An 18102-nucleotide genomic window follows, 5' to 3' on the forward strand; every position below is an offset into this window, starting at 1 on the left:
TTATATTGACAACGCCTATCGGGCATCACGCGAACAAGGTCACGAACGCCACTGACCGTCCGGCGTATGCGCGAGGAAATCAGGGCGATGTTTACTGGCGGCAAACGGCGCCTGCATCGCATTGTCACGGCGGTTGAACACGAAAAAGATGTTACTGCGCGGATCGGGGGACATGTTGGCGTTCGAACCGTGCAGCGTATTGCAATCAAACAGCAACAAGCCACCGGCACGCCCCTTCGGCGCCTGGATGCCGTGCTCGGCGACCAGCTTTTCCATCACCTCACGACTCGGCACGCCCAGTTCCTGCTTCTTGAGCGACGCCTTGTGATTATCGTCCGGCGTCTCGCCGAGACACGGTACGAACACGCGGTGCGAACCGGGGACCAGCATCAATGGGCCGTTGAATTCATGATTATCGGTAAGAATGAGCGAGGCGCTGACCGCATTCATGCGCGGCATGCCGTCTTCGGCGTGCCAGGTTTCGAAATCGGAGTGCCAGTCGAACCCCTTGCCTTCGAAACCGGGCTTATAGTTGATGCGCGCCTGATGGACGTAAACATCCTCACCTATAAGCTGTTCGACCGATTTGACCAGCCTTGGGTCTTCAGTCAAGCGACGAAACTTCTCCGAGAGGAAATGCACCGCAAAGATTGAACGTATCTCGTCGCTGTGCGGCTCGGTGATGGTGAAATCCTTGTCACGGAAGTCGTCACGCTCAAGTAGGGCATTGAGTTCGCGGGTATAGTCGGCGATCTCATCGCTATCAATGAAATCGGGGATGAAGAGAAAGCCGTCACGCTCAAAGCTTTCTAGCTGCTCCTGGCTCAGCGGTCCCTGAGCGGGGCCGCGGATCACTTCTTCCTGACGCGCAAGCCACGGCTCTTCCAGCGGTTCACGCAGGCGGGTCGGATAGGGGTCTCGTTGGGTTATTGCGGTATTTTCGTTGTCGAACTCGTTACGCTGATAGTCGCGTCGTTTAGTAGCGTGCACCTGTACCATCCATTACCTCCGGACGTTCATGATCAGTGGTAGCGTTCTACCGCTTGGGTCTCCAAACATGGTCAATTTTTTTGTAGTGTCCCCAGCGTAGAAGCTTATGCATCATTTACAACCCTACTTTTGATAACGTGTGATTAGCCAGCGAACACGCGGCGACAGCGGTAATTTACCTCTATTAGCTGCGCCGCTACGGTGGCACATGGCACGTTTACATCTGTTAAATATCTTAACCACCCGTACGGTTTCGCAGCTTTCTCTTGTCTCGTCTCGGCAGACCGTCATACTGCATGGGATATGCTGCGACCTTAGTCTAACCCCCCTTCTCCGAGTCATGACATGAATCTGAATCCGACCCGCCTGATCGAACGCATTGGCCTGATCGTGATACTGCTGGCGATCATAGCTGCCGTCATTCTCAAGCTGGAGGTCCTGTGGCAAGCACGCGAAATTGGGGTTGCTGACCTGCTCTTGCTCTTCATGTATCTGGAACTGGTAGGCATGGTTCACATCTACTGGCATGAAGGCCGGCTTTCGGTGCTGCTGCCGCTTTATATCGCAATTATCGGCATTTCTCGTCATCTATTGGCAGAAACGCAGGAAGTCGAAGAGAGTCACCTGATTACCGGCGCTGTCGCTATCGTGCTTCTGAGTATTTCGATCCTGATGCTCTCTTACGGACAGCGCAAATTTCCCTTTACGCGGCCCACAGCCCAGGACGACTCTACCAAGCACGATTAATCCCTAAACGGCTCAAACGGCCCACGCCACACTCCCGCCTGTGTTTGCCTGAACAGGACAAAACGGCAACCTTCATATGTTCTGTTCGTTTCAAACGTTAATTTAATCGCAGCTTAAAACGTTTTTTTCGAACATCACCTCAGTTTAATTTCACTTTACCGGCCGGGTCAGCCCTCGTAATTTGCTTCGTATCGACGTTCATCTCCTCACTAAAAACGAATAAGCAGGACAACAGAGAGAAACGATCATGTGGCGCAATACAACGCAGCATTGGGGAAACATCAGCATCGTCTTGCACTGGCTCAGCGCACTGGCTGTCATCGGCATGTTCGCAAGCGGCTGGTGGATGACCACACTGACGTATTACGACGGTTGGTATCATCGTGCGCCCTGGTGGCATAAATCCTTTGGGATCACCCTGTTGATTGTCACCGGGCTGCGCGTACTGTGGCGCATAGGCTCAGCAACCCCGCTGGCTCACGGCCACACTCATGAAAAGCGCGCCGCGCTAGCCGGTCATCTGTTGTTATATCTGCTGCTGTTTGCAGTGATGGCTTCGGGCTATCTGATTTCCACCGCTGAAGGCAAGGGCATTGAAGTCTTCGGCTGGTTCAGTGTTCCGGCATTGTTCACCTCGTTCAACGACCAAGCGACTATCGCCGGCGCGGCCCACTGGTACTGTGCCTGGGCGCTGATCGTACTAGCCGCCGGCCATGCGCTGTTTGCGCTCAAGCATCATTACCTGGACCGTACCAATACCTTGACGCGGATGCTGGGCGTCAAGGCTCGGCCGTGATCCATCATCCACCTGACCTAACGTCGCCGACTTTTCACCTTAAAGGAAACGTAGCCATGTTAAAAAAGACCCTATTCACTGGCCTGACCGCGCTTGCCCTGGCCACCTCGGCCCATGCCGCCGACTACAAGATCGATACCGAAGGCCAGCACGCCTTTATTCAGTTCAAGATCCAGCATCTGGGCTATTCCTGGCTACTGGGTGAGTTTCGCGACTTCGAGGGGAACTTCAGCTATGACCCGGATAACGTCACGGCGTCCAAGGTCAACGTGACGGTCGATACGACTAGTCTTGATACCAACCATGCCGAGCGTGACAAGCATCTGAAAAGCGATGAATTCCTCAATGTTCAGAAATATCCGCAAGCGACTTTCGTTTCGACCAAGTTCACACCGGATGATGATGACAATAATGAGGGCGAGCTTGAAGGTAATCTGACGCTGCATGGCGTGACCAAGCCGATTACCATTGATGTCGAACACATTGGTGGCGGCGACGATCCGTGGGGCGGCTATCGCCAAGGGTTTGAAGGCGAAACCACACTCAAGCTGGCCGACTTCAACATCGACCCCGACAATCATCTCGGCCCAGCGTCTGAGGAGTTGAAGCTCTACATCTCTTTCGAAGGTATTCGTCAGTAGCATGCATTTGACGTCGTAATGACAAAAAACCGCTGACCGGAAAGTCAGCGGTTTTTTCTGGCGGCGACATCAGGCCAGCAAAACATCCTTACGTTGACGCCTCCTCAGCCGAGCAGGCGATACCCTCCAGTTCACCCCAACTGTGCACCACCCCACTTTCACGGAAATGGTCGATTAGCGCCTGTGTAGCCTGCATGGCATAGGCTTTGTCACTGCCGCGTTCCAACTCCTTGTTGCGCTCAATTTCCGTCAACAGTTCATTAGCGCTGTCCATGCCATCGATCCATTGAACGGCATCGGCCGCCGCCGCTTCAAGCGTATCGCCAGCCCCGTAGATGGCAGAACCACACGCGATGATATAGCCGGCAGGTGTCATCGTCATGGCATCAGTCCTCTGGTGAGTAGTGCCGATAGGCGTCAATGATAGTGATCATTCAGTGTAGCTCTTTTCTCATCATTGCCTGCATGCCGATTCCTGTTGAAGGCCGTGTAATGATCGACGTTAAAAAGCCAGCTACGCTTTTGTTGTTTATTTGGCTAATCATCTGTTCTGCGGACTACTGTCCCGGAAGAGATCATCCATAGCAAGGAGGCCACATGAAGAAAGTAGCACTCGGGACGTCCAGCATCGATATTGCCCCACTGGTGTTCGGCGGCAACGTGTTTGGCTGGACACTTGATGAAACGCAGTCGTTTGCGATGCTCGATGCTTATCTCGATGCCGGATTCGACTGCCTCGATACCGCAGACGTCTACTCGCGCTGGGCCGAAGGGCATCAGGGTGGCGAATCAGAGCGCGTGATCGGTAAGTGGCTGGCACGTTCGGGCAAACGTGACCGCATCGTTCTTGCCACCAAGGTCGGCATGGACATGGGCGAAGGCAGGAAAGGGTTATCGAAGGAGTACATCATTGCTGCAGTAGAGGATTCGCTCAAGCGTCTGCAGACCGACTATATCGATCTTTATCAATCGCATACTGACGATCAGAACACCCCACTGGAAGAGACGCTTGAGGCCTATCAGCGCCTGATAGAACAGGGCAAGGTGCGCGCCATCGGCGCATCGAACTACTCGGCGGATCGCCTTGATGAAGCGCTCCAACTCAGTCAGCGCAAGGAGTTGCCCAGCTACTCAACGCTACAGCCCCACTACAACCTCTACGACCGCCATGAGTTCGAACACGAACTTGAAGCGATTTGTCTGAAATATGGCCTGGGCGTGATTCCCTACTTTTCGCTGGCCAGCGGCTTTCTGACCGGCAAATACCGTTCTCGTGAAGACGCCAAGGGCCGAGCACGCGAGCAGTTCGTTAACCAGTATTTTGATGCCCGTGGTGAACGCATCCTCTCAGCCCTTGATGAGGTTGCCAACGCTTACGACACAACACCTGCCGCCGTATCACTGGCGTGGCTATTATCACGTCCGGCCATTACTGCGCCCATCGCCAGCGCCACATCGCAAAGCCAGCTTGAACAACTTATTCAGGCAACACGACTGGAACTGGACCAACCTGCTCTTGACAGGCTCGACAATGCCAGCGCCACGGAATAGACGCGCCAAAATTAATACTTTTTTACTATTTCCAATGAAATAGTTTGTTCGCCTTAAACAACCGCTTAATCATTGATTTAAGCGGTTGTTTATTAATTCAACCTGATTGTCACGCCCTCATGGCCGTGTACAGCTCATAGCGACACCTTCGCCCTCTTCCCCCATAAGTATTACCTGATTAATACTCTCCTCATCAGCCAAAAACAGTCAATCGCAATTCACCCGGCTTTCATCTAGCGGATCATTCAACTGCCCTAAAAAGGGGCCTTTGTGAGAAATAATTTAAATGAAAAGATGGATACCACTTGCGCAGTTCATCGCACCGACTTACCCCGCCATTGGCCGGGCCCTGCTGGGCCCCGCCAACTCGCTTATCGGGCAGGTCCTTGCAAATACATTAGGGACGGAGGATAACCCTGAAGCGATACAACACGCCCTGGCTGCAGATCCTGAGCTTTTTAACAAGTTGGAGAACATGGAGCTGGAGATCCACCAGGCCGAGATGATACGCAACCTGAAGACGAACAACCCTATGCTGACTAATGGATTAAAAGCGTTAAGTTTTACCTACTGGTTTGCCGCCGCATGGTCCATTTTCGCGATGAGCTACATGATCGGCATTACCTTTTTCCAGATTAACCCTGATAGCGTACGTTTCGCCGATACCACGCTCGGCTTCATCCTCGGCACGATTATTTCAACCGTTATTCAGTTCTTCTTTGGAACGACACACTCCACGGAGGAGCGCAAGAAAGTCGAAACGATCCGCGCCATGACCGATGAGCGCGAGCCGTAGCCTGACAAGACAAGCAGGAATAAAGTGATGAATGATCGATCAACTCAGGCAGGGAAGCCTGAACCATTTCTCTTCATATCGCCCCCCCCTTTTCGCCTCACCTGAAAAAATCTTCCTGACACCATTAAGCCTCCCTGAAATATCCCGATATCAATAGAGTTATTTGCCAAAAATCGGTTTGGCCTATGACACGTTAACATCATGGCGAATGCATCAACGTCACCATGTTCTGTTGATAAAAAGGGAATTCAGACACGCCAATGGATATTCATTTAATGCATCGCTCATAAGCTTTAATGCGGGAGCAGCGACATCATGTCAGTCAGAATAAGTTTCGAAGAGGCCTATAATCCCAACGCGCTCAATGAGATGAAGATCAAGACGCTGTCGCGCGTACCGACGCAGGGTGAATATGTACGCTATGAAGGTGTCACCAGAATTGTGATCGAAGCAATTCATACGCCGGAAGAATATGACAGCAAAGGACATCTTATCGATGCTCATATCGTGCTCGATGAGCAGAACGCTCCAACCAACAAGCTGTTCCAGCAGTAACTTGTGAGTGACATGCGGTTCAGCCCCGGCTAACGCGATTTCCTTCTCCAAGGGCATTCGGCCGAGCAGGCAGTATCGCCTCCTGTAGCCGCCGCGCGGCAGGGTGATTAAAACGCAGCGTTGCCGCCGGGCAATCCTCGACGATTTCCCCCTCGTGCATCACGACTACCCGCTCGCACAGCCGGCGAATCAGACGCAGGTCATGGGTAATGAACAGCATCGCCATATTAAGGCGTTGCCTGAGCCCAGCCAGTAGCTCAAGAATCTGAATCTGCATGACCAGATCGAGGTTGGATACCGCCTCGTCGAGCACCAGCAGGGCCGGTTCGACGGCTAACGCACGGGCAATGCAAACCCGCTGTAGCTGACCGCCAGAAAGCTGGCCCGGCAATTTATTCGCCACTTCAGGCCCTAGCCCCACCTGGGCAAGCAACGTATTGATACGTTGCCGACGCGCCGCCTTGGCAAGCGTCGAGAGATGACGCAACGGCTCGGCGATAATCCGTGCCACGTCATGACGCGGGTTGACCGCACTCATGCTGTCTTGAAAGACAACCTGCACGGCACGGCGGTAGGCGCGATAGTCCGCGCCCCGGAGCGCAGCGATATCATTATCGCGAAAGCGCACGCTGCCGCTGCTCGGCGCCTCCAGCCCCAACAACACCCGTCCCAGCGTGCTTTTGCCCGCCCCGCTCGCGCCGACCAGCGCCACGCTTTCACCGGGTTCGAGTGCCAGCGTCACGCTACGCAGCACCGCGCCGCCCAATGCACCGTCAAAACTTGAGTTCGCATAGCGCTGGGTGACGTCATCGGCGATGAGCAGCGTCATACGCAGCTCTCCGAAGCATAGTGCGGCGTGTCCACTGTCGGTTCTTCATAAAGCGATAGATGAGCCGCTACCAGCGCCTGCCCCGGCACGCTCTGCGGCGCGTCGAACAGGGCATGCACTGTGCCACGCTCGACAATCTGGCCGGCGTGCATCACCGCGACGTCGTCGGCGATGCGCGCCACCACGCCCATGTCATGGGTGACGAACAGCACGCCTAGCCCACGCTCATGCGTCAGGTGCTCGATCAGAGCAAGAATACGCGATTGAAGCACGAGATCGAGATCAGTGGTCGGCTCGTCGGCAATCAGAAACGGCGCCTCGGACAGCAACGCCAGCGCAATCATCATGCGCTGCAACATGCCGCCGGAGAGTTGAAAGGCGTAGCGCGTCAGTACATCGCGACTCAATCCAACCTCGACGAGGACCGCATCAATCTGCGCCTGCGCCTCGCCCGCCTTGATACCGCGTACCGCCAGGGTCTCACGAGCGTGATCGGCCATCGTCAGCAGCGGGTTAAATGCGCTGCGTGGCGCCTGCATCACGGTGGCGAGCTGCCGGCCGCGCAGCGCAGTGGCCTCGACACAGTGACTATCAAGCAGCACGCGGCCACCGTGACGTACTACGCCGCTGGGTACCATGCCCTGCAGCGCCAGACACGTCAGCGACTTGCCCGAACCGCTCGCACCGACCAGCGCCGTTACCCGCCCTGCCGTGACAGTAAGATCGACACCGCGCACCAGCGGTATGCCGTCGCGTGCGGTGAGGCTCAGGTCTTTCAGCTTTAGTGTCCGTACCGTCATGTTCGCTGCTCTCGCCACATTACCCAGTATTCTGCGTTAGTAGTTTCGGCATTGATCAGTGCCCCTGCTCGGCCTGGGTCGGATCAAGCCGGTCGCGCAGCGCGTCCCCCAGCAGATTGAAGGCCATCACCGTGACAAAGATCATCATGCCCGGCCATACCATAAGCCCTGGCTGGGTCCAGATGAACTCACGAGCATCATTGATCATCACCCCCCATTCTGCCGTCGGCGGCGCCACACCCAGACCGAGAAAGGAGAGCCCGGCGAGGTGGAGAATCATGTGACCGATGTCGAGGGTGGCGAGGATCATCAGCTGCGCCAGCACGCCAGGCAGCAAGTGCTCACGAAAGATCGTCAGCCGTGACGCACCAGCGACCCGCGCCGCCGCCACGTAGTCGCGCTCGCGCATCGACAATACCAGGCCGCGTATCAAACGCGCGTACCAGGCCCAGTGTGACAGCGCGATGGCGATCACCACGTTGGCCATGCCGGTGCCGAGCACGCCGACCATGAACATCGCTAGCACAAAGGTCGGGAAGGTCAGGAAAGCGTCGCAGCCGCGCATGATCCATTGATCGACGCGCCCGCCGATGAAGCCAGCGATGCCGCCGATGGTGATCCCTAGCGCCAGGATCAAAACGATGATGACCGCCACTGCGCCGAGCGAGACACGAGCGCCATAGATCAGACGCGACAGCATGTCGCGACCGAGATGGTCGGTGCCGAGCCAGTGCATCGCACTGCTACCTTCGAGTCGCTGCATGATATCGATGGCGTTGGGGTCAAAGGGCGCGATCAGCGGCGCGGCCAGCGCGATGATAGCCAACGCGATGACCAGCACCGCGCCAATGATCACCGTCAACTGCGGTCGACGGCGCATCGATGAAGAGCCTGCAACAGCCAGCGGCGAGGCCGTTTCGAAAACGTCGCTCATGCTGCCCCCTCCCGGCTAGCGGTTGTTTCCACGTCGCGCTCGACGTGGGCGTAGCGAATGCGCGGATCGAGCCAGGCGTAGAGAATATCGACCAGCAGGTTGCAGAGCACGAAGATCAGCGTCATCACCAGGGTGAAGCACTGCAGCACCGGGAAATCGCGCTCGTAAATCGCGATAACCGCAAAACGCCCCACCCCCGGCCAGCCAAAGATACTCTCGATCACGAAGGTGCCACCAATCAGCTCACCCACGTACATACCGGTCGCCGTGACGATGGGCAGCAACGCATTACGCAACACATGGCGGCGCGTGATCTGGACTTCACTGACGCCGCGCAGCCGTGCATAAAGCACATGACGCTGGCCAGCCACCTCAAGCATGCTGGCACGCAGCAGCCGAGCATTGATTGCCGTTGTCATTGCCGAGATGGCCAGCGCCGGCATCACCATGTGAGCAACACCGCCGCGACCCAGCGGCGGCAGCCAGTTCAACCACACCGAAAAGCACAGCACCAGCAGGAAACCGAGCCAGAAGTTGGGTACCGACACGCCGATGAATGACAGGGTACGCACCAGATAGTCAGGGATACGGTCGCGATGATGCGCCGACCAGATGCCCAGCGGCACGCCGATGAAAAGGGTCAACAGGAGCGCGACACCGCCAAGCTGCAGCGTTGCCGGCAGATAGTGAAGAATCTCGTCGAGCACCGGGCGGCCCGTGACAAAGGAGGTGCCGAAATCGAGATGCAGCGACTGCCACAACCAGTGCAGATACTGCTCCGGTACCGGACGATCGAGCCCCAGCAGGGCATGAGCCTCGGCCACAGCACTGTCGGTGGGCGGAATCTGTGACAGACGCAGATAATCAAGCGCCGGGTCGCCACGGCCGAGTCGCAGCAGCAGGAATACCACCACTGAGACAATCAGCATCAGCGGGGGGATCAACAGCAGACGGCCGACGATGAAACGCAACATGATTGTTCTCCGTTGCTCTTGGTTACGGCGTGGCCGGATGCATCTGTTCGAATGGAATCTCGTTGATCGTCGCACCGAAGCCAACGCCAGCCACTCCGGGCCGGCTTACCGAGATCGCGGTGATGTACGAGATCGGCACGTAGACCGCCTGTTGGTGCAACGTGGTAAGGATGTCACGATAGAGTGCCTGACGCGTATCTTCATCCGTCGAGGTCAGCACCTCACCAATCTCGCGATCAAGTTTCGCCTTCATCGGCAGGCCGAGTTGGGCCTGATAATCAGCGTGGGACGGCGCCCGCATCGAGCTGACATAGGAGTGTGGATCGTATGGCGCGCCCCAGGTCTCGCTGAACACCATGCCGAACTCACCGCTTTTCTGGCGCGCACTGATCGAGTTGGCCTCTTCACCCGCCAGCCTGACATCAATCCCGACCCGCTTGAGCTCAGCCTGGACAACCTCAGCAATCGCCTTCTGCTGGGCATCGCTACCCACGAAGTAAAAGCCGATCTCGAGCGGCTGGCCGTCCTTGTGGCGGATACCGTCAGCGCCGCGCATCCAGCCGTCCGCCTCAAGCAGACGCTCGGCCTCGACCGGGTCATAGCGGTAGGGCGCAAGACCGAGATCGGCGTAGGGGAAGCTAGGCGCGAACAGGGTATCGGCACGCGGTTCGAGACCGTAGAGCAGCTTGGCGACGATGGAGTCCTTGTCGATGGCATGCTCGATTGCCTGGCGTACGGCAAGATCACGGGTCGGGGCGCGCTTCGAGTTCAGCGTCAGCACTCGCGTCGCCAGTGGCGGCGAAACGGCCGTCTTGAACTGGCCACTCGCCTTGAAGCGCTCAAAGGTATCAGCGGAAATCTGCCCGTCGGCGCCCTGAACCAGATCGATCTGGCCGGTCTGCAGTGCGATGGCCCGAGTATTGGCATCGCCGATCACCTTGACCTTGACCGCCTCATAAGCCGGCTTTGGCCCCCAGTAATGCGGGTTACGCGTAAACAGATCAAATTCGCCACGCCGCGACTCGGCCAGCTGCCACGGCCCGGTACCGACCGGCGCGCTGACGTGGCCGTCCGCCTCCAGCACCTTGGGCGAGGCGAAACGCAGCGGACGGATCAGCGCCAGCTCCTGCAGCGTCGGGTAGTAAGCGTGCTTGAGCACCAGCCTGACGGTATGCTCATCGACCACCTCGGCGCGATCGATCTGGGCCACCAGTTCGAGCCAGTCGTGGTGCTTGCGGTTAGCCAGCACCGCGACAATGTTGGCCTTGACCGCCGCAGCGTCGAACGGCGTGCCATCTGAGAAGGTGACGTCATCGCGCAGTGTGAAGGTATAGCGTTTGCCATCGGCGGAAATCTGCCACGCCGTCGCCAGCCACGGCGCGATGGTGCCGTCAGCGCGGTAGCGCACCAGCGGCTCGTAGAGCATCGCCTGGGCATACATCTGATTGGCGCCATAGCCCTGCGGGTCGAGGGGGCCTGCGTTACTCGGCCACGAATAAGTTAGGATTCGTGCCGCGTCCTGCGCCGCTCGTGCGGGCGGGCTGATACCCAGCGTCATTGCACCCAGCGTCAGGCTCACTATTGTCATTGCCAGACCGGTCAAAAGCGTGCACGCCCGCGCCATTGATGTGCTCCGAGGGAATCAAAAAAGAATGGCCTCAAAGCCTAACGGGCCGATAGTATGATGTCTAGGCAAAAAGATCATACCCAACGGGACGGAGCGCAATGCAGCGAGTAACCATCACCCTCGACGATGACTTGATGAAGGCTATCGATGAGCGGGTAGCGACGCACGGCTACCAGGGACGCTCCGAGGCGATTCGCGATCTGGCACGCGCCGGACTGCTCGAATCGAAACGCGAACGGGAAATGAGCGGCAGTTGCATCGCCACACTGGTGTACGTCTACGACCACGCCGCCCGCGAGCTGACTCGGCGACTGGCCAATATCTTTCACGACCACCATGAGCTCTCCCACACCACCCTGCACGTTCATCTCGACCATGACAGTTGCATGGAAATTTCGGTGCTCAAGGGCGACGTTCAGTCGGTGCGCGGGCTTACCGAGCGTGTCATCGCCGAACGTGGGGTGCGCCACGGCAAGGTATTCATGGTACCGACCGAGACCCGAGTCGAAACCCACAGTCACGGTGAACATGGCCATCACGGTCACGCCGTGCCCCACGAACACCTGCACGTCAAGAGCGGCGGCTGAACGCGCCACGCTCATGCACGCGTCAGCGTCATCTCGATCACTTCAAGCGGGCGACCCTGATCATCACGCGGCCGGCGTCGGGTCACGACGAAACCGAGCCGCGTATAAAACGCCACCGCGCCCTGATTGGCAGAGTAGACCTCAAGCGTCAACACGCCTTTTAGTGCATAGGCATACATGACCAGCGCACGGCCTATCCCACAACCATGCCAGCACGGATCGACGAACAGGCCGCCAATGTAGCCTGCGATCATGCCAATGAAGCCGACGATCTCGTCGTCGTGCTCGGCGACCCAGTTCTCGGCGTTGGGAAGATAGACGTGGCGCAGCTCACCGCTTTTGGCTACCAGCTCGTCAATTCCGAGGAAAGGATGGCCGACGCGCGACGCTGCCAGCCAGATCTCGACCAGGCGGTCCTGATCATCTTGTTGATAGGCACGAATGCTCGCCATGCCAACACATCTCCTGCTGCACGTGCTTCGCAAAAAATAGATAGCAGGCTAATATAGTGCTCATTTCTATCATTGAGCGCCTTATATGAACGACACCATCGAATTGCTACAGAGCCACTTCAGCCAGCGCAGCTTCAGCGATCAACCGGTCGATGAGGCTATCCTGACCGAGATAGTCAAAAGCGCCCAGGCCGCACCGACCTCGATCAATGGCCAGCAGATTAGTCTGGTAGTAGTACGCGACCCGGCGCGACGCGCCAGGATTGCCGAACTCGCCGGTGGTCAGGCGTGGATCGCCAAGGCGCCTGTATTCATCTGCCTGGTCGCCGATCTATCAAAGACCCAACTCGGCATGGAACTTGCCGGTGAAGAGCAGGTAGTGCAGGACACCGCCGAAGCGGTATTGGTGACCTCTGTCGATGCCGGCATCACCCTGGCGACACTGTCTACCGCGGCGCGCTCATTCGGGCTCGGCTCCGTCTCGATTGGCGGCATCCGCAGAAGCCCAGCGGAGATGATCGAATTGCTCGAATTGCCGCACCTGACCTTTCCGCTGGTCGGGCTGAGTGTCGGCCATCCTGAGGGCGTCACACCAGTCAAGCCGCGTCTGCCGCTTGAGACTTATTGGCACAATGAGCGCTATTCACTCAATGGCGATGAAATGCGTGCCGCGATCAAACGCTACAACGAGACGCTGCTTGAACATTGGCGTACCACCGGCCGCACCGATGGTGATAGCTGGTCGGTAAGTATTTCCGGCTACTACCGCCGCAACTATTTCCCCAAGGTCAAGGACGCGCTAGCCCGCCAAGGGTTCACCTTTACCCGTTGATAGTCTTTCGTTTAGCGCTCACTGCGACTTAGGTCGATGAAGCACTTTTTATACGTACTGCTAGCTTCAAACTGTCGCCCTACAGGAGCGTTCGCCATGTCCAAACTCGACAAGACCATCAATAAAGCCACCAATGCCGTCAAAAACGCCACCGGCCCAAAGACCGGCGGCACCACCAAGCCAGGCGCCGAAGGCGCGCGGCCTGGCGCCGGCCACGGCAACGCGCCGTCCCGTAATTCAGGTACCCGCAATTCAGGTAAAAGTGCTGCGGTCGACAAGGTTGCGCGAGAAGTGAAAAAACGCATTAAGTAGTGTCATTGCAACCTGTGCCCCGCCCTGCTCCGTCAGGGCGGTTCTGTTTTGACCAGACGATTAACAAGCCGCTTGATACACGCCATGCGGCTTGTAGGTGTCATCAGTAACGAGGGGGATGCGCCACTTGCCCGTCGGGCCTGCGGGCTGCGACGAGTAATGACGCATCCGCCGGCCTAACAGAGGGGAATTTACGAGCGCTCCACCAGCGGCCCTGAATGGATCTCACCGAGCACGCTGCGAATTTCATCGGCCACGATATCGGGATGATCCTCGGGATTGAAGTGACGCGCACCGGGAATACGTCGGACCGGCGGTGCGGAAAGCAGCGTCGCTAGCCGTTCGGCTGAAGCGATATCCAGCGGGTCGTCTTCGCCCCAGACAATCCGTACAGGCAGATCGTCCCGATTGGGCAAATGCGCGGCCGCAGCCAACGTATCCTTGGCGCTCATATGGCGTGCCTGGTTGGCAAAACCTGCAGCACCAGTTGGGCGTGCATACGGCTCCCACAGCAACGCCGCCGACTCAGCGCCCCGTCGGGCATCGTCATGGCCCAGCTCGCTGAGGCCCGCATGGAAAATTGGCTTGAGCATCGCCGGTGGCAGCTTGTCGATTGCCCAGTTGAACTGACGCGCCGTTTTCATTGCCGCGACCGGCCAATTATCGAACGCGACCACATCGGTCAGTACCAGCCCGGCGAACAGCTCCGGCCGCGCCGCCAGCAGCGCCTGCACCACACCGCCGCCGACATCGTGGCCGACGAACACGGCACGCTCGATGCCCTGCGCCTTCAACCAGGCGGCCAGGTATTCAGCCTGTTTGGGGATGGAAATATCGCGTCCTAGGCCCTCATCAATTGACCAGCCGAAGCCGACCAGTTCCCAGGCAAGACACTGCGTCCCCGTACTGGTCAGGTGGGGAATCACATACCGCCAGATACGCGGATTGGTGGGGATGCCATGCACCATGATCACCGGTGGTTGACTGGAATCCCGCTTACCGTGCTCCTCCCAGCGCATCAGGATGCCATCGATCATGGCACTGCGTGACAGCTCGGGAGCGACCGGCATGGAACTGCTCGAACGGCGCGCCTTGAGTGCCTGCTTTTTTTGAAAGGCGGCATAGGCCATCCAGGCGGCTGTACCGAAAATGGCCAGCCGGCCAAAATTGCGGGGCTTACGAGAGCGCTTGTTATCCATAACGATTCCTGAGTCTTGAAAGCCATCGACATGACTGTAGGGACATCATCCGTTCATGCACAACGCGTGTTATGCATTATTTCCTGATCATTACCCAAGCATAGACTTCGACTATCGATACGCAAGGAGGCCACGTCGCTTACGCCTGCAACGTGGCCTCCCTGGATGCGCCGGAACGCGTTTGAAATAGCGTGGGTCAGAAAGGGTAATGACGCGGCCCGGTCTGCACCGTCATCCAGCGCAACTCGGTGAACTCGGCAATCCCCGCCTTGCCGCCGAAGCGCCCATAACCGCTCGACTTGACCCCACCGAACGGCATCTGCGGCTCGTCGTGCACGGTCGGTGCATTGATGTGACAGATGCCCGATTCGATCCGCTTGGCCACATTCATTGCACGGGCAAGATCGCGGCTGAACACCGCCGCCGACAGACCGTATTCACTGTCGTTGGCGACGTTGATCGCTTCCTCCTCGTCCTTGACTCGCACCATCGCCACCACTGGGCCGAACGACTCCTCACTGTAAAGCCGCATCTCCTTGGTCACGCCGTCGATGAGGGTCGGCTGCATTACTACACTGTCGGCCGGGCCACCGCTGGCCAGCCGTGCGCCCTTGCCGACGGCATCGTCGATCAGCGCGTTGAGCTTGGTCACCGACTCCCGATTGACCAGCGTGCCGAGCGCTACGCTTTCATCGCGCGGGTCACCGGCGCGCAGGCTTTTCGCCTTCTGGGCCAATTTCTCGGCGAAGATATCGGCCACTGCATCGACCACCACCAGCCGCTCGGTGGACATGCAGATCTGACCCTGATTGAAAAAGGCACCAAAGGCTGCCGCGTCGACGGCGGCGTCAAGATCGGCATCTTCAAGCACCACAAACGGCGCCTTGCCACCCAGTTCAAGTAACACCGGCTTGAGCTGATGCGCCGCGCGCTCAGCGATGATCCGACCGACCTGGGTCGAACCAGTGAAGTTGATGCGTCGTACTGCGGGATGATCGATCAACGCGCCGACCACCTCGCCGGCCTGTTCGGGGGCGTTGGTGATGATATTGACTACGCCGTCGCCCAGTCCGGCCTCGTTGAGTACGCGGCCGATCAGGTGGTGGGTGGCAGGGCACTGCTCGGAGGCCTTGAGGACCACGGTGTTGCCGCAGGCCAGCGCGGTCGCGATGGCTCGCGTGCCCAAAATGACCGGCGCGTTCCACGGCGCAATACCCAGCACCACGCCGCATGGCACGCGTACGCCCATCGCCAGACTGTCGGGCACGTCGGACGGGATCACTTCACCACCAATCTGGGTGGTCAGCGCCGCCGCCTCGCGCAGCATCGATGCGGCGATCGTCACGTTGAAGCCGGCCCAGCCCGGCGTAGCGCCGGTCTCGTCGACCATCAATGTGGTGAATTCGGCCTGGTGCGCCTCCATCGTGTCGGCGGCCTTGAGCAGCCTGGCGCGCCGTTCACCAGGGCCAAGTGCTGACCAGGCGGGAAAGGCGGCCTGTGCCGCTTCGGCAGCACGCTCGGCATCGGCAACAGTGGCCGCAGCAGCTTGGGTCACCGCCTCACCACTGAGCGGATTATTACGGGTGAAGGTCTTGCCGCCCGCCGCCGGACAAGCCTGCCCGGCTATTAAGAGTTCCAGCGTATGCATACGGCGTTCCTCGTAGGATGATCAACGGTACAGATGAGAGAACCAAGCGTTCTGTTTTCCCTGAAACGCGCCATCATCGCAATTGCCATTTCGTTTAACGAACTTTTGTTCGCATCGTTTTTACATTGTCAGTGCGGCTCGATTGTCGTGGTCGGTACCTCGATCAGGGTTGGCTTGGAGGTATCGGCCAGCGCGGCGGACAAGGCACGCTCGAATGCTTCGCGGCTGTCAACCGCCACCGCGTCGACGCCGTAGCCCTTGGCAATGGCGCAGAAGTCGAGGCCCGGCACGTCAAGCCCTGGCGCGTCTTCGGCCTTGAGCATGCGCGAGAACCAGCGCAGCGCGCCGTAGGTGCCGTTCTTGAGGATCACAAACACCACCGGTATCTGGTACTGGGCGGCGCTCCACAGTGCGGTAATCGCGTAATTGGCCGAGCCGTCGCCGATCACCCCGATCACACGCCGTTCGGGCTGGGCCAACTGTACCCCCACCGCAGCGGGCAGGCCGAAGCCGAGCCCGCCGGCGGCAGGGAAGAAATAGCTGCCGGGGAGTTTCATCTCGACCCGCTGCCAGAAGGCGGTAGTGGTCGAAGTAGACTCCTTGACGTAGATGGCATCTTCGGGCGCCAACGCATTCATCACATCGAATACCGTCTCCGGCGTCAGCATGCCCTCCGGGTCACGCTGCGGTTCGGGCAGAGGCAGAGCCTCGGGCATGGCGCGTTCGCTCTGCGTGACACGCTCCAGCACGTTCTTGAGCATCGCGGCGATATCGCCGATCAGTGCGTCTCCCATTGGCGCCCGCGCCGCCTCCTGGTAGTCGCAGGTCAAGTGAATCAGGCGCGCCCCGTCGGGCAGATAGCGGCCCGGTGCGTACTGGTGGTAACGGAACACCGGCGCGCCGATCACGACGATCAGATCGTGGCCTTCGAACAGGCTGGTGATGCCCTGTATTGCCGCCGGCAGCACACCGCGGAAGCAGGCATGGCGGGTCGGAAATGGGCAGCGCGACGCCGACGGCGCGACCCATACCGGCATTCGCAGCCGCTCGGCCAGCGCCACAGCCAGTGCGTTGGCGCGATAGGCGTCGACATCGGGGCCGAGCACCAGCACCGGATTCGCGGCACCGTTGAGCTGCTTGGCCAACGCGTCGAGCTGCTCCTCGGACGGCAATCCGGCACTGGCGACCTCGCGCTCACTTAGTAACGCTGTTTCATCACTGACTTCGCGTGCCCAGTCGTCATGCGGGATCGACACATAGACCGGGCCGCGTGCTGGCAGGTTGGCGGTATGAATCGCCTGACTCAGCGCACGCGGCACATCCTGCGGGCAGGATGGCTCGTAGCTCCACTTGACCAGCGGTCGCGGCAGCTGCGGCGCGTCGACGTTGGCCAGCATCGACTCGACACCCATCATCTCACGCGCCTGTTGACCGGCGGTCAGCACCAGCGGCGAATGGGAATACCAGGCGTTGGTCAGCGCGCCCATGGCATTGCCGGAGCCCGCCGCAGCGTGGAGATTGACCAGCGCTGGCTTGCCGCTGGCTAGCGCGAAGCCGTCAGCCATGCCGACCACCACACCTTCATGCAGGCCAAGAATGTAGCGAAAGTCTTCGGGAAAGTTCTTCAGAAACGGCAGCTCATTGGACCCGGGGTTGCCGAATACAGTGGTCAGCCCCTGATGGCGCAGCAGCTGATAGGTTGCAGAATGAACGGTCGGCATCTTAGGCGTACCCTCTTTTGGTTGCATTCATGCCACGCTAAGCGCTTCGCTACAATTGAACAAATCAATAGTTTTTCTATCTAAAATAAAACTGGCTTATATTGGTAACGC

At 58.5% G+C, this 18102-nt stretch carries 20 protein-coding genes; 9 read left to right on the forward strand and 11 right to left on the reverse strand.

The features are described from left to right. Positions 1–39 precede the first annotated feature (39 nt). The gene (gene thpD, locus C3Z11_RS03560) at positions 40–999 is read right to left on the reverse strand and encodes an ectoine hydroxylase (protein ID WP_106476343.1); all 960 of its coding nucleotides are present in this window, start codon (positions 997–999) and stop codon (positions 40–42) included. 336 nt (positions 1000–1335) lie between these two features. On the opposite strand from thpD, the gene C3Z11_RS03565 reads away from it, so the two are divergent. The 3 genes from C3Z11_RS03565 to C3Z11_RS03575 all read left to right on the forward strand — a co-directional run bounded on the left by C3Z11_RS03565 (position 1336) and on the right by C3Z11_RS03575 (position 3174). Beyond that, positions 1336–1737, forward strand: coding sequence for a phosphate-starvation-inducible PsiE family protein (locus tag C3Z11_RS03565; protein ID WP_106476345.1), 402 nt, complete (start codon positions 1336–1338; stop codon positions 1735–1737). Positions 1738–1984: 247 nt separating this feature from the next. Continuing rightward, complete coding sequence (locus C3Z11_RS03570; protein WP_106476347.1) at positions 1985–2533, forward strand: cytochrome b; 549 nt, start codon at positions 1985–1987, stop codon at positions 2531–2533. 56 nt (positions 2534–2589) lie between these two features. Then, complete coding sequence (locus tag C3Z11_RS03575; RefSeq protein ID WP_106476349.1) at positions 2590–3174, forward strand: YceI family protein; 585 nt, start codon at positions 2590–2592, stop codon at positions 3172–3174. A gap of 88 nt (positions 3175–3262) precedes the next feature. Here the strand turns inward: C3Z11_RS03575 and C3Z11_RS03580 are convergent, their stop codons facing one another. Further along, on the reverse strand, positions 3263–3556 hold the full coding sequence (locus tag C3Z11_RS03580) for a hypothetical protein (RefSeq protein ID WP_106476351.1): 294 nt from the start codon (positions 3554–3556) through the stop codon (positions 3263–3265). Positions 3557–3771: 215 nt separating this feature from the next. Here C3Z11_RS03580 and C3Z11_RS03585 point away from each other — a divergent pair, with 215 nt between their 5' ends. The 3 genes from C3Z11_RS03585 to C3Z11_RS03595 all read left to right on the forward strand — a co-directional run bounded on the left by C3Z11_RS03585 (position 3772) and on the right by C3Z11_RS03595 (position 6076). Further along, positions 3772–4725: an aldo/keto reductase gene (locus tag C3Z11_RS03585; protein WP_106476353.1), complete on the forward strand. Its 954-nt coding sequence runs from the start codon at positions 3772–3774 to the stop codon at positions 4723–4725. Between the two features lie 286 nt (positions 4726–5011). Beyond that, positions 5012–5521 carry a hypothetical protein gene (locus C3Z11_RS03590; protein WP_106476355.1) on the forward strand — a complete coding sequence of 170 codons (510 nt, stop codon included), beginning with the start codon at positions 5012–5014 and terminating at the stop codon, positions 5519–5521. A gap of 315 nt (positions 5522–5836) precedes the next feature. Next, entirely contained in the window at positions 5837–6076 is a 240-nt protein-coding gene (locus C3Z11_RS03595; protein ID WP_106476357.1) for a hypothetical protein, read from the forward strand. A 19-nt stretch (positions 6077–6095) separates the two neighbouring features. Here C3Z11_RS03595 and nikE read toward each other — a convergent pair whose 3' ends face one another. The 5 genes from nikE to nikA are packed head-to-tail and all read right to left on the reverse strand — an operon-like array spanning position 6096 to position 11237. Next, positions 6096–6905, reverse strand: a complete 810-nt coding sequence (nikE, locus tag C3Z11_RS03600) for a nickel import ATP-binding protein NikE (protein WP_106476359.1) — start codon at positions 6903–6905, stop codon at positions 6096–6098. Continuing rightward, positions 6902–7705: an ATP-binding cassette domain-containing protein gene (locus C3Z11_RS03605; RefSeq protein ID WP_106476361.1), complete on the reverse strand. Its 804-nt coding sequence runs from the start codon at positions 7703–7705 to the stop codon at positions 6902–6904. Before C3Z11_RS03605 ends, nikE begins: the two co-directional genes overlap by 4 nt. Before the next feature lie 55 nt (positions 7706–7760). Further along, positions 7761–8639 (reverse strand): nickel ABC transporter permease subunit NikC, encoded by an 879-nt coding sequence (gene nikC, locus C3Z11_RS03610; protein ID WP_106476363.1) that lies wholly within the window; start codon positions 8637–8639, stop codon positions 7761–7763. Next, entirely contained in the window at positions 8636–9613 is a 978-nt protein-coding gene (nikB, locus tag C3Z11_RS03615) for a nickel ABC transporter permease subunit NikB (RefSeq protein WP_106476365.1), read from the reverse strand. The genes nikC and nikB overlap by 4 nt, the downstream gene beginning before the upstream one ends. Positions 9614–9635: 22 nt before the next feature. Next, positions 9636–11237, reverse strand: coding sequence for a nickel ABC transporter substrate-binding protein (gene nikA / locus C3Z11_RS03620; RefSeq protein ID WP_262927214.1), 1602 nt, complete (start codon positions 11235–11237; stop codon positions 9636–9638). 101 nt (positions 11238–11338) lie between these two features. Between nikA and nikR the strand changes: the two genes are divergently transcribed. Next, the gene (gene nikR, locus C3Z11_RS03625) at positions 11339–11827 is read left to right on the forward strand and encodes a nickel-responsive transcriptional regulator NikR (protein ID WP_106476367.1); all 489 of its coding nucleotides are present in this window, start codon (positions 11339–11341) and stop codon (positions 11825–11827) included. Positions 11828–11838: 11 nt separating this feature from the next. Here the strand turns inward: nikR and C3Z11_RS03630 are convergent, their stop codons facing one another. Beyond that, a complete protein-coding gene (locus C3Z11_RS03630; protein WP_106476369.1) occupies positions 11839–12279 on the reverse strand; it encodes a GNAT family N-acetyltransferase in 441 nt (146 codons plus the stop codon). A gap of 85 nt (positions 12280–12364) precedes the next feature. On the opposite strand from C3Z11_RS03630, the gene C3Z11_RS03635 reads away from it, so the two are divergent. Both C3Z11_RS03635 and C3Z11_RS03640 read left to right on the forward strand, forming a co-directional pair. After that, on the forward strand, positions 12365–13111 hold the full coding sequence (locus C3Z11_RS03635) for an NADPH-dependent oxidoreductase (RefSeq protein ID WP_106476371.1): 747 nt from the start codon (positions 12365–12367) through the stop codon (positions 13109–13111). 96 nt (positions 13112–13207) lie between these two features. Beyond that, the gene (locus C3Z11_RS03640; protein WP_106476373.1) at positions 13208–13423 is read left to right on the forward strand and encodes a hypothetical protein; all 216 of its coding nucleotides are present in this window, start codon (positions 13208–13210) and stop codon (positions 13421–13423) included. A 191-nt stretch (positions 13424–13614) separates the two neighbouring features. On the opposite strand, the gene C3Z11_RS03645 is transcribed toward C3Z11_RS03640, so the two are convergent. The 3 genes from C3Z11_RS03645 to mdlC form a co-directional block, all read right to left on the reverse strand. Then, complete coding sequence (locus C3Z11_RS03645; protein ID WP_106476375.1) at positions 13615–14622, reverse strand: alpha/beta fold hydrolase; 1008 nt, start codon at positions 14620–14622, stop codon at positions 13615–13617. Positions 14623–14818: 196 nt separating this feature from the next. Next, entirely contained in the window at positions 14819–16270 is a 1452-nt protein-coding gene (locus C3Z11_RS03650; RefSeq protein WP_106476377.1) for an aldehyde dehydrogenase, read from the reverse strand. Between the two features lie 128 nt (positions 16271–16398). Beyond that, the gene (gene mdlC / locus C3Z11_RS03655; RefSeq protein ID WP_106476379.1) at positions 16399–17991 is read right to left on the reverse strand and encodes a benzoylformate decarboxylase; all 1593 of its coding nucleotides are present in this window, start codon (positions 17989–17991) and stop codon (positions 16399–16401) included. Between the last annotated feature and the right edge of the window lie 111 nt (positions 17992–18102).

The sequence above is a fragment of the Phytohalomonas tamaricis genome (assembly GCF_003012345.1).
GTDB classification, from domain to species: Bacteria; Pseudomonadota; Gammaproteobacteria; order Pseudomonadales; family Halomonadaceae; genus Phytohalomonas; species Phytohalomonas tamaricis.

Excerpts from the sequence above, each read along its gene's own strand:
- C3Z11_RS03585 (WP_106476353.1), top strand. The coding sequence starts at position 3,772 with ATGAAGAAAGTAGCACTCGGGACGTCCAGCATCGATATTGCCCCACTG.
- C3Z11_RS03570 (WP_106476347.1), top strand. The coding sequence starts at position 1,985 with ATGTGGCGCAATACAACGCAGCATTGGGGAAACATCAGCATCGTCTTG.
- C3Z11_RS03630 (WP_106476369.1), bottom strand. The coding sequence starts at position 12,279 with ATGGCGAGCATTCGTGCCTATCAACAAGATGATCAGGACCGCCTGGTC.
- C3Z11_RS03640 (WP_106476373.1), top strand. The coding sequence starts at position 13,208 with ATGTCCAAACTCGACAAGACCATCAATAAAGCCACCAATGCCGTCAAA.
- nikC (WP_106476363.1), bottom strand. The coding sequence starts at position 8,639 with ATGAGCGACGTTTTCGAAACGGCCTCGCCGCTGGCTGTTGCAGGCTCT.
- C3Z11_RS03575 (WP_106476349.1), top strand. The coding sequence starts at position 2,590 with ATGTTAAAAAAGACCCTATTCACTGGCCTGACCGCGCTTGCCCTGGCC.
- C3Z11_RS03605 (WP_106476361.1), bottom strand. The coding sequence starts at position 7,705 with ATGACGGTACGGACACTAAAGCTGAAAGACCTGAGCCTCACCGCACGC.
- nikE (WP_106476359.1), bottom strand. The coding sequence starts at position 6,905 with ATGACGCTGCTCATCGCCGATGACGTCACCCAGCGCTATGCGAACTCA.
- nikB (WP_106476365.1), bottom strand. The coding sequence starts at position 9,613 with ATGTTGCGTTTCATCGTCGGCCGTCTGCTGTTGATCCCCCCGCTGATG.
- C3Z11_RS03635 (WP_106476371.1), top strand. The coding sequence starts at position 12,365 with ATGAACGACACCATCGAATTGCTACAGAGCCACTTCAGCCAGCGCAGC.
- thpD (WP_106476343.1), bottom strand. The coding sequence starts at position 999 with ATGGTACAGGTGCACGCTACTAAACGACGCGACTATCAGCGTAACGAG.
- C3Z11_RS03645 (WP_106476375.1), bottom strand. The coding sequence starts at position 14,622 with ATGGATAACAAGCGCTCTCGTAAGCCCCGCAATTTTGGCCGGCTGGCC.
- C3Z11_RS03595 (WP_106476357.1), top strand. The coding sequence starts at position 5,837 with ATGTCAGTCAGAATAAGTTTCGAAGAGGCCTATAATCCCAACGCGCTC.
- C3Z11_RS03580 (WP_106476351.1), bottom strand. The coding sequence starts at position 3,556 with ATGACGATGACACCTGCCGGCTATATCATCGCGTGTGGTTCTGCCATC.
- nikA (WP_262927214.1), bottom strand. The coding sequence starts at position 11,237 with ATGGCGCGGGCGTGCACGCTTTTGACCGGTCTGGCAATGACAATAGTG.
- C3Z11_RS03590 (WP_106476355.1), top strand. The coding sequence starts at position 5,012 with ATGAAAAGATGGATACCACTTGCGCAGTTCATCGCACCGACTTACCCC.
- C3Z11_RS03565 (WP_106476345.1), top strand. The coding sequence starts at position 1,336 with ATGAATCTGAATCCGACCCGCCTGATCGAACGCATTGGCCTGATCGTG.
- nikR (WP_106476367.1), top strand. The coding sequence starts at position 11,339 with ATGCAGCGAGTAACCATCACCCTCGACGATGACTTGATGAAGGCTATC.
- C3Z11_RS03650 (WP_106476377.1), bottom strand. The coding sequence starts at position 16,270 with ATGCATACGCTGGAACTCTTAATAGCCGGGCAGGCTTGTCCGGCGGCG.
- mdlC (WP_106476379.1), bottom strand. The coding sequence starts at position 17,991 with ATGCCGACCGTTCATTCTGCAACCTATCAGCTGCTGCGCCATCAGGGG.